This window comes from Fusobacterium ulcerans ATCC 49185 (assembly GCF_900683735.1).
Classification (GTDB): Bacteria; Fusobacteriota; Fusobacteriia; order Fusobacteriales; family Fusobacteriaceae; genus Fusobacterium_A; species Fusobacterium_A ulcerans_A.
In genome coordinates this window covers 857,996-871,567 of the sequence record NZ_LR215979.1, presented here as the reverse complement: position 1 = coordinate 871,567, position 13,572 = coordinate 857,996, and the positions used below count along the sequence as shown (strand labels likewise).

The 13,572-nt window shown below is 29.6% G+C and carries 11 protein-coding genes; 3 read left to right on the top strand and 8 right to left on the bottom strand.

The features are described 5' to 3' along the window. Positions 1-49 precede the first annotated feature (49 nt). Positions 50-1,261, bottom strand: coding sequence for a class I SAM-dependent methyltransferase (locus tag E0E45_RS03965; protein ID WP_130889966.1), 1,212 nt, complete (start codon positions 1,259-1,261; stop codon positions 50-52). Between the two features lie 328 nt (positions 1,262-1,589). On the opposite strand from E0E45_RS03965, the gene E0E45_RS03960 reads away from it, so the two are divergent. Together E0E45_RS03960 and E0E45_RS03955 are read left to right on the top strand one after the other, a co-directional pair. After that, positions 1,590-3,950 (top strand): heavy metal translocating P-type ATPase, encoded by a 2,361-nt coding sequence (locus E0E45_RS03960; RefSeq protein WP_130889965.1) that lies wholly within the window; start codon positions 1,590-1,592, stop codon positions 3,948-3,950. Positions 3,951-4,177: 227 nt separating this feature from the next. Further along, positions 4,178-4,717, top strand: coding sequence for a hypothetical protein (locus tag E0E45_RS03955; RefSeq protein WP_130889964.1), 540 nt, complete (start codon positions 4,178-4,180; stop codon positions 4,715-4,717). A gap of 305 nt (positions 4,718-5,022) precedes the next feature. Here the strand turns inward: E0E45_RS03955 and E0E45_RS03950 are convergent, their stop codons facing one another. The 4 genes from E0E45_RS03950 to E0E45_RS03935 form a co-directional block, all read right to left on the bottom strand. Continuing rightward, positions 5,023-5,760 carry a hypothetical protein gene (locus E0E45_RS03950; RefSeq protein WP_130889963.1) on the bottom strand — a complete coding sequence of 246 codons (738 nt, stop codon included), beginning with the start codon at positions 5,758-5,760 and terminating at the stop codon, positions 5,023-5,025. Between the two features lie 68 nt (positions 5,761-5,828). Next, positions 5,829-6,392 (bottom strand): elongation factor P, encoded by a 564-nt coding sequence (gene efp / locus E0E45_RS03945; protein ID WP_130889962.1) that lies wholly within the window; start codon positions 6,390-6,392, stop codon positions 5,829-5,831. Between the two features lie 10 nt (positions 6,393-6,402). Then, positions 6,403-7,581 (bottom strand): elongation factor P maturation arginine rhamnosyltransferase EarP, encoded by a 1,179-nt coding sequence (earP, locus tag E0E45_RS03940; RefSeq protein ID WP_232044050.1) that lies wholly within the window; start codon positions 7,579-7,581, stop codon positions 6,403-6,405. Further along, positions 7,550-8,509 (bottom strand): NADH:flavin oxidoreductase, encoded by a 960-nt coding sequence (locus E0E45_RS03935; protein WP_130889961.1) that lies wholly within the window; start codon positions 8,507-8,509, stop codon positions 7,550-7,552. Before E0E45_RS03935 ends, earP begins: the two co-directional genes overlap by 32 nt. A 222-nt stretch (positions 8,510-8,731) precedes the next feature. Between E0E45_RS03935 and E0E45_RS03930 the strand changes: the two genes are divergently transcribed. After that, the gene (locus E0E45_RS03930) at positions 8,732-10,357 is read left to right on the top strand and encodes an ABC-F family ATP-binding cassette domain-containing protein (RefSeq protein WP_130889960.1); all 1,626 of its coding nucleotides are present in this window, start codon (positions 8,732-8,734) and stop codon (positions 10,355-10,357) included. Between the two features lie 255 nt (positions 10,358-10,612). On the opposite strand, the gene E0E45_RS03925 is transcribed toward E0E45_RS03930, so the two are convergent. From E0E45_RS03925 to E0E45_RS03915, 3 genes are all read right to left on the bottom strand, one after another. Continuing rightward, positions 10,613-12,082, bottom strand: coding sequence for a uridine kinase family protein (locus E0E45_RS03925; protein WP_130889959.1), 1,470 nt, complete (start codon positions 12,080-12,082; stop codon positions 10,613-10,615). A gap of 222 nt (positions 12,083-12,304) precedes the next feature. Then, the gene (locus E0E45_RS03920) at positions 12,305-12,844 is read right to left on the bottom strand and encodes a spore maturation protein (protein ID WP_096403259.1); all 540 of its coding nucleotides are present in this window, start codon (positions 12,842-12,844) and stop codon (positions 12,305-12,307) included. A 30-nt stretch (positions 12,845-12,874) separates the two neighbouring features. Next, entirely contained in the window at positions 12,875-13,471 is a 597-nt protein-coding gene (locus E0E45_RS03915) for a nucleoside recognition domain-containing protein (RefSeq protein WP_130889879.1), read from the bottom strand. Between the last annotated feature and the right edge of the window lie 101 nt (positions 13,472-13,572).

Below are 13,572 nucleotides of genomic sequence, written 5' to 3'. Positions count from 1 at the left end.
CTAAAATTATATCTTTACTTAGAAGCCATCTATTTTTTTATTGTAGCTATTATAATTTTATCAAAAAATATGGTGAAAGCAGACTATCTAAAAGTGGTTCTATTCCTAGAAAATCTTTAAACTTTCCGTACTCTTCAAATCTTTTCTTCAAAGATTCAGTTGTTGTCTTTTCTTTTATTCCTCTGATAAGGGTATTCTTGGGAGTATGCTCCATGTCTATAAATTCCATTACCTGAGTTCTATACCCGCATAATTCCAATGCCTGAGCTCTAAAAGCATCAGTGGCAATAGTTGCATACTTTTCTAAAAGTATTCCATGCTTTCCTATAGGAAGTTGTGATGCAAAGAAATCACTTTTCTTATTGGCACTTATCTTATCATTAAATTCATGCTGACAGCATGGAACTGCAAGGATAGCCTTTGCATTTAGCTCCAATCCTTTCAAAAGTGCATAGTCAGTAGCATTATTACAAGCATGAAGAGAAAATATTATATCTACATTTTGAAGCTTGTCAAAATCTTTAATATCTCCTGTTAAGAACTCCAGATTTTCACATTTTAATTCTTTAGCTATATCATTGCATTTCTTCATTACATCTTTTTTTAAATCCAGCCCTATTATCTCAAAAGTAAAGTTTTTGATATTCTTTAAATAGTGATGAAGTGCAAAAGTAAGATATGATTTTCCACATCCAAAATCTACAAATTTAATATGAGAACCTATGAGCTTTCTATTTTGAAGTTCTCTTATAGTATCATCTATAAATTCCAGATATTTATTTATCTGTTTGAACTTATCATAGCTTTGCTTAAAAACTTCCCCCTTTTCTCCCATAACTCCCAATTTTATAAGAAAAGGTGCTGGTGTTCCTTCTTCAAGTATATAGTTTTTCTTTTTATTATGCTCTAAAGTTTTCAATGTTTTTGTATTTTCAGTTTTTTTGAGATTAAAATCGTTTTTTCCTTTCAATATCTGATAATCACTTCCATTTACAGATATAAGAATTTGTTTGAAATTATCCAGTATTTCAGAAAATTTCATTTTTGAAGAATCAATACAAATATTATCATGAAAAGCTTTGTTATCCTTAAATTGTTCAAATTGTATAAATATTTCATTCTTTATTTTTAATGGCTTCATATTTATCTTTGAATATGGATATTCCTTATTCACAGGACTTGAAACAATACCTTTAATAAAAATATTCTCATCTATAATATCAGAAAACAATCTCTCAATGTATTCCTTATTTACTTTCATTTCTACCACCCCTTTACCTTGATATTAACTCTCAAAGGATCTCTATTAATCTTATCATATGATAGATATAATGTCCACTTCTTTAAGATTATAGATTTACCACTGTTCAAAGTTTGTACAATAACATTATTATTTATATCTTTAAATAAAATCGAAAAGATATTTAATATAAAGTCGTATACCTTTAAAGGATAAGGGAATAAAAATATCTTTTATTATCTAATTGACAAAGAATAATAAATATGATATTTTATATATAGGGTATGGGGGTATATGCTATATCTGTTAAAAAATAATTAAACAATTAATAATATTATGGAGGATATATATGAAAGTAAGAGAGTATGCAGTGGATAACCTTGGCTGTGCTGGTTGTGCTGCCAAAATACAACATGAGGGTTCTAAAATGTCAGGTATACTAAACAGCAATCTTGATCTTTACAAGAAAAAAATGGTAGTTGAAACTGATGACAGTTTTGATGAAGAAAAATTTTTATTAGATATCAATAAAGTGGCTGACAAGCTTGAACCTGGAACAAAAATATATAAAAAAGAAAATGAACTGATAAAAACAAGAGAATATGTTGTAGAAAATTTAGGATGTGCTGGTTGTGCTGCTAAAATACAGCATGAAAGTTCTAAACTAGCAGGAGTTATCAACAGCAATCTTGATCTTTACAAAAAAAAGATGACTATTGAATCTGATTCATCTTTTGATGAAAAAAGTTTCTTAGAAAAAATAAACACAATAGCTGATAAATTAGAACCTGGAACTTTAATATACAAAGCTGAAAGTGATGATGACACAGATGAAGCAAGAGCTAAAAGAGAAGAAGAAATAGCTCAAGAAAAAGCAGAAGAGAAAAGAGAAAAAATGCTTCTTATTATTGGAGCTGTTCTATTTATTGTTTCTGTTTTCCTTAAACCTTTCCCAATGGTAAAACTTGCTGTATCTATAGTTGCATATATAATCTTAGGTGGAGATGTTGTTCTTAATTCCTTTAAAAATATTACAAAAGGAAATTTCCTTGATGAAAACTTCCTGATGACTATTGCTACATTTGGTGCTTTTTATCTGGGAGAAACAACTGAAGCTGTTGGAGTAATGCTTTTCTATAAAATAGGTGAGTACTTCCAAGAATCTGCTGTAAGAAATTCAAGAAAATCTATTGAAAAGCTTTTAGATATCAGACCTGATTATGCAAATATAAGAGATAACAATGGTGAAGTAGTAAAGATTTCTCCTAAAAAACTAAAAATTGGAGATATCATTATCATTAAATCTGGAGAAAAAGTTCCAGTAGATGGAATTGTAATAAAAGGTGAAAGTGACTTGAATACTGCTGCACTTACTGGAGAATCTCTTCCTTCTGATGTTACTGTAAACAGTGAAGTTCTAAGTGGAAGCTTGAATGGAGCTGGAGTCCTTGAAGTAAAGGTTACAAAACTTTTCAGTGATTCTACTATTAATAAAATAATTGAAATGGTAGAAAATGCAAGCAATAAGAAAGCAGAATCAGAAAAATTCATTACAAAATTTGCAAGATATTATACTCCAATAGTAGTGTTAATAGCATTGATAGTTGGACTTGGATTCCCAGCATTATTTGGCAACTTCAATATGTGGTTTGGAAGAGCATTGATATTCCTTGTTATATCTTGTCCTTGTGCTTTGGTATTATCTGTTCCACTTACTTTCTTCAGCAGCATAGGAAAAGCTTCTAAAAGCGGTATCCTCATCAAAGGAGGAAACTATCTTGAAGCTCTTACAACTATAGGGGCTGTTGTATTTGATAAAACAGGAACACTTACTAAAGGTAAATTTAAAATAGACAAACTTGAAGCTGTAAATGGAAATGAAGATGATCTTTTAAAAACTGCTAAAATAGGTGAATTCTACTCTAATCACCCAATAGGAAAAGCTATTGTAAGTCATGGAAGTATTGAAATAAATGAAGAATACATAGAAGGTTATAAAGAGCTTTCTGGATTTGGAGTACTTTCTTATTATGAAGGTAAAATGATACTTATAGGTAACTATAAACTTATGAGAGAATACAAAATAGAAGCTGAAGAAAAACATTATGCTGGAACTGTTCTCTATGTAGCTGAAGACAATGTTTTCCTAGGATATGTATATATTTCAGATGAAATAAAAGAAGATTCTCCTATGACAATAGCTGGATTGAAAAAAGTTGGCATCCAAAGTTATATGCTTACTGGAGATAGTGACAGAATAGGAGCAGTGGTTGGAGAAAAACTTGGTTTGAATCCTGACAATGTATATTCTCAGCTACTTCCACAGGATAAAGTAAGTAAACTTGAAGAAATTAAATCTAAAAATGATAAAGGTGTTGTCTTTGTAGGAGATGGTGTCAATGATGCTCCTGTACTATCTCTAGCTGATGTAGGAATAGCTATGGGGGGTGTAGGCAGTGATATTGCAATAGAAGCTGCTGATGTTGTTATAATGAAAGATGAGCCTTCTAAGATACTTGAACTATTAAAAATAGCAAAGCAAAATAAAAAAGTTGTTATGCAGAATATTGTTATGGCTCTTGGAGTAAAAGTAATAGTTATGATACTTGGAGTTTTTGGTATAGCAAATATGTGGATGGCTATATTCTCAGATGTTGGAGTATCATTATTAGCTGTACTTAATGCTTCACAGGGAATAAAAAGAAATTAAATTTAAATAATAAAAAGAGTGATAAAAAAGCTATATTAATTTTTCAGTAATTAAACAGTTAGTAATTTTAACTAATATAATTACTCAGATACAACAGTAATATTGTTGTAATCATTAATTATTTCGCTTATAAATCACTCTTTTTTCATAATATGATACTAAAAAAGATTTATTTTAAAAAATAAAATGGTATAATTTAGTTAATAAAACTATTGGAGGAAAAATAAATGATGAAAAAAAGTATAAAAGAATGCTATGAAAGAGAAAATGAAAAATATTTTGATTATTTTATATTAGCTATATCAGGAGTTTATCTGCTTATTACAATTCTAACTTACTGGCTTAGTTTTCTGCTCTTTCGTAGTCACAATGCTAATATTGCAGGAATTATTGTTGGTTTTTTCTTTCTGGCTGCATATATTGTATATTTTAAAATGGACAAATATTACAAGTTTGTATATTTTCTGATATTTCTTGTTTGTTCATGGGTGGTATCTGCTATTTTATCAGGTATAGTATCTGTTATTTTAATTTTGCCTGCACAATATCTAAAATATTATCAGAATTTTAATTTTAAATTAGAGTATATCCTTATGTTTATTCTTGTTATTAGAGGAATTATTGGAATGTTCATAAATTCATTTTTATATCAGCTTTTCAAAAAGCTTTCATACAAACATATTTATCTAAATCCAGAAAAATATGGAGAAGAGGAAAACGATGAAGATGAAGATGGAGAAGACGGGAATGAAGAATATACTATCTAAATAAAAAAATTAAATTTTTATTATTAAAAAATCAAAAGTTTTAACTGTTATAATTTATTTAAAAGTAGCTATGTTATTGTTGAAATTTTATATTCTTCTATATTTTATGAAAAAAATTAAAGGTAAGTATTTTTATTGCAAATTTTTTAAAATATATCTAATCTCTAAATTCTCTCTTCCATATTTCATTAAATATTTTATTGAAAGAATTTAAAAACTATCTCAATATTATCTAATAAAATAAAAGGATGATTTAAAGATAATTAAGTTTACTATCTTTCCTCTTTCAAATCATCCTTTTTAAATTATTTATCTTTATAAAAACTTGCATCTGCCAAAGGAAGTTCAGATAAAGCTTCCTGTAGGTTAAGAGCAAGAGGTTTCATTGTGATATAAGTAACTAATCCTGAAATTACTCCTCCTATATATGGAATAGCTTTACTTACTCCAACAGAAAAGCTCTGCTGACTGACTTTAATACCTAATATCGAGGCAGCTTTTTTGATTATTGGGTATACTGCACTTCTTGTCAAAGCTTTCTGCAATATCTTCTTTTCAATATTCAATGCAGCACTTTGAGCAAGTTTAACCACAGCATTATCTGCCAAGTCTACTCCAAACATCACTCCCATAAGTAAAGTCATACGATCAATAGTATCTCTGCTCAATTCCTCTTTATTTTCAAACATATCTTTCCAGCCATAAAGATAAGCTAGTTTTTGAGTTATTCTGATTATACGTCCAAAATATTGAGTAATATCAATAGATATAGTTCCAACAATAGCTATTCCACCTGGAATACCTATAATTGTTGAAATAAGAGTAGATTGCCTTATTTCACATGCAATCACTCTATCTGCTATTTTATTTATTTCAGAAACGTCTATTCCTGCAATAGCTGGATTCTCCTGAACAGCTTTTTTCACTACATCTTCAGAAAAATATTTAGATAATTCTTTATTCAAGAAGTTTTCTCTATTTATTTTTACTCCACGAACTTTCATTACTTTTTCTAAGATAGCATCAAATTTATTCCTATCCATACTAACCCCGCTTAATTAATATAATTAAAAAGCTGACCCAAGTCACCCGATCAGCTTTTATTAAAAAATTATTTTTTAATTCTTTCTACATATTCATTTGTTCTAGTGTCGATTTTAATCCATTCACCTTGTTCAACGAATAGAGGAACCTGAATTTCAAATCCAGTATTGATTCTAGCTGGTTTCATTACTTTTCCACTTGTATCTCCTCTTAGTCCTGGCTCAGTATACTCAACTTGTCTTTCAAGGAAAGTAGGTAGTTCTACAGCAACTGGAGTAGACTCATAGTATATTACATCTAATTCCATTCCTTCTTCAAGATAGTTGATAGCATCTCCTAGGTCTTCTTCTTTAAGTTCTACTTGGTCCCAAGTTTCCGGATTTGAGAATACATAAAAACTTCCATCATTGTAAGAATAAACAGTTTTGATTTTATCAAGTCTGATATCATCCATTTTTTCATCTGCTTTGTAAACAGCATCTGAAATATTTCCATTTAATAGATTTTTCATTTTAAATTTTACCACTGCTGCGTTTCTTCCTGATTTGTTGTACTCTGATTTTAGAACTACAAATGGATCGTTTCCGATTTTAATTGTACTTCCTGCTCTTAATTCTTGAGCTATTTTCATTTTTGACCTCCTAAAATTTCTCTATAAAATCTTTTATTTTATTTATAAGATTACAGTTTGAGATAAGAAAATCTCTAAATAGAGAATTGCATCTTTCTATCTCCTTCAGATTGTTGAAGAAAAATAAATATTCCTCTTTTCCTTCTTCTAAAGAATTTTCTCTTCTAAAATTGTAATCTTTAAAAAGCTTCTTGTACTCAAACAGATATTCATCTGAAGTTTTTCCCTTCATCTGTTTTTCATATTTATCTAAAAATCCTTCTATTTTATCCATATGAGCATAATCTTCCTGACAGTAAATATGCCATAGATAAGGCTTTCCTGTGAGTACTGCTCTTATAAAAGAATCTTCTCCTCTTACAAAATTAAAATCTGTCAGATTTATTAATTCTTCATAATCTTCCTGACTTAAAAATTTGTAGAACTGTACTTCTATTTTACCATATTTATAAATATTTCCAAGCTTTTCTATAAAATTTTTCTCAAAAAAGTTTTTAAAGCCTTCTTGCGTCTTTTCCCCCATAGCTAAAATTACTATTTCCTTATCTAAAGACTTCAAGTCTCTAAATAATGGAGTAAAGTTTTTTTCATATGAAAACACTGTTCCTATAATTTTTTTATCAATATTTTCTATTTCTGATAAATATTTTTTTCTGTAATATTCCTTGTTTTCAATTACATTTTTTATTCTATCCAGATAAAGTGAATCAGCAATGACTCCTCCACTTTTTTCAGTAAATCCAGGCATAAAAAATATCTTCTTTAATTTCCCTTTTCCGCTTGGTGATTCCTGTAAATGACAGCTCTCTATCCAGTCCTCAGCTGAGAGATATTCTAAATTTATCAGCAGTTCTGAATTGTCATAAGCTTCATTCATATACTCCTCAGGTATTGTACACCCAAAGGCTTCTATTATAACATTTGCAGTGGAAAAAGTACACATATTTTTCTTAACATATTCATATGTAACATATTGAATTCCCTCTAGTTCTTGATTTGAAATATTTTTTACCTTTGAATTTATATTAGTAAATTCATCAAGCCTATTAAGTATCACTCTTATTCTTGTATTTTCTCCAAAAACTTTCTTAAATTCCTTTCCCAGCCTGTATACTACACCTATATCACCAAAATTATCTATTATTTCACAGAATATATCAAGACTCTTTAATTCCATTTCTTTTTTCATACTCCTTCTTTGCTGCTTCTGCCCAGTTTGGTCTTGCTATCATAGCCCTTCCTACTGCTACAAAATCTAAAAGCTCATTTTCTACAAGCCAACTGGCTTCTGCTTCTTTTTTTATCTTTCTTACTCCTATTACAGGTATATTTACATATTTCTTAATTTCTGTTCCCATATATATTACCCAGTCCAGAGGAAATTCACATGGCATTTCTATTTTTCTTTCCTGTTTGAATGCAGGATCAGGTACACCGCTTGATACATGCAAAATATCTACTCCCAATTTTTCCAGATATTTTGCTATCTCTATTCCATCTTTTACTTCAGGTTCATTTCCACCCATTCTATATCCCAGAATAAAATCATCATTAAAAAGCTCTCTTGTTTCCTCTATGAGTCTTTTAGAAAAGTACATTCTTTTTTCAAAAGTTCCTCCATATTTATCTTCTCTCAAGTTCCATAATCTTGAATTTAGCTGTGATATAAGATAAGTGTGGGCTCCATGTATTTCTATTCCATCAAACCCTGCTTCTCTCGCTCTCTTAAAAGCCCTTTTAAAGCTCTCAAGTATTTCATCAAGAATATGTTCAGGGACATCCTTTATTTTCTCTTTAAAACCTGCATGGTGAAGTTGGATAAGGACTGGAACCTCATACTCATGACAAATATCTGCTATTCTTTTAAGTCCAGCAATAAATTTATCCTCCCATATTCCTAACTGGTTCTCTCTCAATTTTCCATCTTCTGCCACAGCAGAAGCTTCCACTATCACCAGTCCAGTTCCTCCAGCACAAACATCTTTATACCATTCTACCACTCTTTCTGTAACAAATCCGTCTTTCCCTACCATTGAAAATCTTACTAAAGGAGGAAGAACTATTCTGTTCTTTATTTTTATATTTTTTATATTTATACTATCAAATAATTTTGGCATTTTTACCTCTCTGAAACTTTACTTTGATGTAACATTATATCATATTTTTTATAATTCCATTCAAATTTTTTGATTTTTAGAGATAAAATTAAAAAAAATATAAACAAGGAAATATTTTAATATAATTTAAACTTCTATTGCTAAATTGTCAATAATTGTGGTATAATATAATGATTTTTTGAATATGTATAAAAGTAAAATTTATAGGAGGATATATATTAAATGATAGCTACTAGTAATCTTGGAATGAGATTTTCTGGAAGAAAACTGTTTGAAGATGTTAATCTTAAATTTACTCCTGGAAACTGTTATGGTCTTATAGGAGCAAATGGTGCTGGAAAATCTACATTTGTTAAAATACTTTCTGGAGATCTTGACCCTACAGAAGGAGAAATAATCTTTGATAAAAAAAATAAAAGAATGGCTGTATTAAAGCAGGATCACTTTGCCTTTGAAGATGAAGAAGTACTTAATGTAGTTCTTATGGGGCATAAAAAACTTTGGGATATTATTGTGGAAAAAAATGCTATATATGCAAAAAGTGAATTTACTGATGAAGATGGGTTAAGAGCTGCTGAGTTAGAAGGAGAATTTGCTGAATTAAATGGTTGGGAAGCTGAAACTGAAGCTGAAACTCTTTTAATGGGATTAGGTATAGGGATTGACTCTCATCACAGACTTATGAAAGAATTAACAGAACCTGAAAAAGTTAAAATACTTTTAGCTCAAGCTTTATTTGGACAGCCTGATGTATTGCTTTTAGACGAGCCTACTAACGGACTTGACATCAAAGCTATATCTTGGCTTGAAAATTTCCTTATGAATCTTGATAATACAACTGTTATAGTTGTATCACATGACAGACACTTTTTAAATAAAGTATGTACTCATATTACAGATATTGATTATGGAAAAGTTAAAATGTATGTAGGAAACTATGATTTCTGGTATGAATCAAATGAACTTATGGTAAAACTTCTTTCTTCTAAAAATAAGAAAATCGAGCAAAAAAGACAAGAATTACAGGAATTTATTGCCAGATTTAGTGCCAATGCTTCTAAATCTAAGCAAGCTACTTCAAGAAAGAAACTTCTTGATAAACTTCAATTAGAAGATATGCAGGTATCAAATAGAAAATATCCATTTATAGAATTCAAGCAAGAAAGAGAAGCTGGAAACAACCTTCTTAAAGTTGAAAATCTTACTAAAACTATTGATGGAGTTAAAATCCTTGACAACCTTACATTCACTATTAATACAGGAGACAAAGTTGTTTTCCTTGCTAAAAATGATATTGTTAAAACAACTCTTTTATCAATATTAGCTGGTGAAATGGAAGCTGATTCAGGAACATACACTTGGGGAGTAACTACAACTCAAGCTTATATGCCTAAAGATAACACTAAATTCTTTGAAAATAAAAATCTTAACCTTATTGACTGGCTAAGACCATATTCACCTGACCAGCATGATGTTTTTGTAAGAGGATTCTTAGGAAGAATGCTTTTCACAGGTGAAGATGCAATGAAAAGTTGTACAGTTCTCTCAGGGGGAGAAAAAGTAAGATGTATGCTTTCTAGAATGATGCTTACAAATGCTAATGTTCTTATGTTTGATAACCCTAATGACCACTTAGACCTAGAGTCTATCACATCATTGAACAAAGCACTTATCAACTTTAAAGGAACTATCCTATTTGGAGCTCATGACCATGAGTTTATCCAGACAGTAGCCAACAGAATTATTGAGATAACTCCTAATGGAATTCTTGATAAAATGATGAGCTATGATGAATATCTTGAAGATGAAAATGTACAGCAAAGATTAGAAGAATTATACGCTGAATAAATTAATAACTATCCTGCTTTTATAAAAATATTAGCAGGATTTTTTATTTTTATAGCAAATAAAAAAGATGATTTTAAAGGGAGCTGCTGCAAAATAGTAATTTATTTTACTGATTTTGCACCCTTTTTTTTGCTATAAAAAATAGAAATCATTCTATAAATTTATGTTAATTTTATCTTAAAAGAAAAAGCTGACTTGAATTTTTTCATGTCAGCCTTTTTAGTGATAGTAATTGAACTATTCCAACCCTTTTAATTAATATTTATAAAAAATACTGTCACCAATAAATTCTTTAAGTATTGAATCATCAGGAATATATTTTGAATCTATATCAACAAAACAATACAAGAATTTCATAAGTCTTTTTGCTTCTTCATAATATGGACTGTCTGCTCTTACTTTTATCAGCTCCCTTATAGCATATCTTTTCAACACTCCTAATTCATATACTAAATTAGAATTAAACATCACATCTGCATCTTCCTGAAATGGAAAAATATATTTTTCTTCTCCTTTTCTTACAGAATTCCACATAGCAATAGTTTCTTCTACAAATGTATCTCTAGCCATACTATCTCTTACAAGACGTCTTATTTTTCTTACATCACTTGTTGCTATTCTATTATGTCTGTCTATATTCAGCTGCGTTAAACAGCTTACATATATTTTAAATTTATTTTTCTTAGGTATAGATGCAGTTAATTTCTCATTAAGCCCATGTATTCCCTCTATGATTATAAGTCCATGTTCTGGAACTTTCATCATTTTCCCCTTTTTTTCTCTCTCTCCACTTACAAAGTTATACTCTGGTATCTCCACTTCTTTCCCAGCTACAAGTTCTTTTAAGTTTTCATTCAATAATTTCAAATCAAGAGCATCAATAGTTTCGTAGTCCTTATTTCCATCTTCATCAAGGGGAACATTTTTTCTTCCAATATAATAGTCATCTAAAGATATTACTATTGGATTTATTTCATTAGCCCTTAAATGAAGATATAATCTCTTACTGAATGTTGTTTTTCCAGAAGATGAAGGTCCTGCAATAGTTACCAATTTTATATCTTTATTTTCTGCTATTTGATCTGCTATTTTACTGATATTCTTATGATGAAGAGCCTCATTTATTCTTATTAACTCTGGAATTTTACCCTTTAATATTTTTTCATTTAATGTACCAATAGTAGATACATCTAAAATACAATTCCATTGCCCTGTTTCCTGAAATACTTTTGCCATTTTAGGATTATCTATATATGGTGGAAGTTCATCAGGAGTTTTTGTTGGATATTTTATTAAAAAACCACCATTATATAAAGAAATTTCATATAATTTTACATTTCCAGTTGAAGGATATGGCTCCTCATAAATGAAATCAAAATATCCATCTATTTCATATTCCATCATTCCTGTCCATCCTGAATTTTCAAGTAATGTCCTTATGTCTTTTCTTAATATGCTTTTACTTTTACTTTTACTTTTTAAAGTATCATTATCTTGACATATTAGAACTATCGGATAATTTTTTTCTATAATTTCTTTCATTTTTTTATCTATTTTTTTAATACCTTCTTCAGTTATTTTTTCTCCTTTTATTACAGTTCCATATGTTCCATTATTTAAAGAATGTTCTATCTCTACTTCAATATCTGGAAAAATTTCATAGACTGCTTTTAGAAAAACAAGTTTTAATGTTACTGCATACTTTTTGGGATCAAACGTTATCATAAAACACCTCATTTTTTTATATTTTAGTTTTTTAGCGATATTATTAAAGACTTGTTTATATTATACCAGATATTTTTAAAATTTTTCTATTTTTTAGATAAAAAAGAGAATGATTAATATAGAAATATAATTTTAGAACCTATTAAGTACAAATACTGACTATTTATTTTCAAGCTTCTAAAATTTAATTCACTATTTAATCATTCTCTACTGCTTTTTATTTTATCTAAACATTAAATTGCATATCCATACTGATGTCAGCAGCCCAGCCACATCTGCTAAAAGTCCTGCTGCTACTGCATGTCTTGTCTTTCTTATACTTACTGCTCCAAAATATACTGCCAGTACATAAAATGTTGTTTCTGTTGATCCCATCATTGTTGAAGCTATTCTTCCTATTAATGAATCTGGTCCATATGTCAGCATAAGATCATTCATTATTCCTGTTGCTCCTCCTCCTGACAATGGTCTCATTATTGCCATTGGTAATACTTCTCCTGGCATTCCTATCATTGAAAATATTGGATCCAATACTTTCATCATTATATCTATACATCCTGAACTTCTGAATATTCCTATTGCTACCAGCATTGCCACTAGAAATGGTATTATTCTTATTGCTGTTGTAAATCCTTCCTTTGCTCCCTCGCAAAATACTTCATATACTCTTACCTTCTTTACAAAGAATGCATATCCTACTATTATAAATATTATCATTGGTATTGCATAAAGCGATATTTGATTCATTATCATTACAAACATTTTCTATTCCTCCCTCTTCTGTTTTATCTCTTAAATTTCTTCTCTTTTAAATGATGGTAACTTTTGCAGAATTTTGCAAGCTATTATTCCTACTGCTGTTGATGCTATTGTTGCAACTATTGTTGGTGCTATAACCTCTGCTGCATTTGCTGAACCTGCTGCTGTTCTGTATGCTATTACACTTGAAGATATAAGAGTTACAGATGAAGTGTTTATTGCTAAAAACATTACCATTGCATTTGATGCCTCATCCTTATTTGTATTCAGTTCCTGTAATTCCTGCATGGCTTTTATTCCTAATGGTGTTGCTGCATTTCCTAATCCAAAGAAGTTCGCTGCCATATTTGCTACCATACTTCCCATAGCTGGATGATCTGCTGGTACTTCTGGAAACAATCTTATCATAAGAGGCTTCATTGCTTTTCCCATAGCCTTTACTAATCCTGCTTCTTCAGCTATCTTCATAAGTCCAAGCCACAATGCCATTACACCTACCAGTCCTATTGATATCTCCACTGCTGTTCCTGCTGACGATATTGCTGAGTCTGTCACTGCCTGAATCTTTCCAGTAAATATAGATACAACCACTCCAATAATTATCATTCCACACCAAATTGCATTAATCATCTTTTTCCTCCTAAATGTTTCAGTTCATATTATTTATTCTATATTATATTTTATCAAATTTTTTAGAATTTTCTAGCAAACAAAATAAATATATATTTGTT

Excerpts from the sequence above, each read along its gene's own strand:
- E0E45_RS03965 (WP_130889966.1), bottom strand. The coding sequence starts at position 1,261 with ATGAAAGTAAATAAGGAATACATTGAGAGATTGTTTTCTGATATTATA.
- E0E45_RS03960 (WP_130889965.1), top strand. The coding sequence starts at position 1,590 with ATGAAAGTAAGAGAGTATGCAGTGGATAACCTTGGCTGTGCTGGTTGT.
- E0E45_RS03955 (WP_130889964.1), top strand. The coding sequence starts at position 4,178 with ATGATGAAAAAAAGTATAAAAGAATGCTATGAAAGAGAAAATGAAAAA.
- E0E45_RS03950 (WP_130889963.1), bottom strand. The coding sequence starts at position 5,760 with ATGGATAGGAATAAATTTGATGCTATCTTAGAAAAAGTAATGAAAGTT.
- efp (WP_130889962.1), bottom strand. The coding sequence starts at position 6,392 with ATGAAAATAGCTCAAGAATTAAGAGCAGGAAGTACAATTAAAATCGGA.
- earP (WP_232044050.1), bottom strand. The coding sequence starts at position 7,581 with ATGAAAAAAGAAATGGAATTAAAGAGTCTTGATATATTCTGTGAAATA.
- E0E45_RS03935 (WP_130889961.1), bottom strand. The coding sequence starts at position 8,509 with ATGCCAAAATTATTTGATAGTATAAATATAAAAAATATAAAAATAAAG.
- E0E45_RS03930 (WP_130889960.1), top strand. The coding sequence starts at position 8,732 with ATGATAGCTACTAGTAATCTTGGAATGAGATTTTCTGGAAGAAAACTG.
- E0E45_RS03925 (WP_130889959.1), bottom strand. The coding sequence starts at position 12,082 with ATGATAACGTTTGATCCCAAAAAGTATGCAGTAACATTAAAACTTGTT.
- E0E45_RS03920 (WP_096403259.1), bottom strand. The coding sequence starts at position 12,844 with ATGTTTGTAATGATAATGAATCAAATATCGCTTTATGCAATACCAATG.
- E0E45_RS03915 (WP_130889879.1), bottom strand. The coding sequence starts at position 13,471 with ATGATTAATGCAATTTGGTGTGGAATGATAATTATTGGAGTGGTTGTA.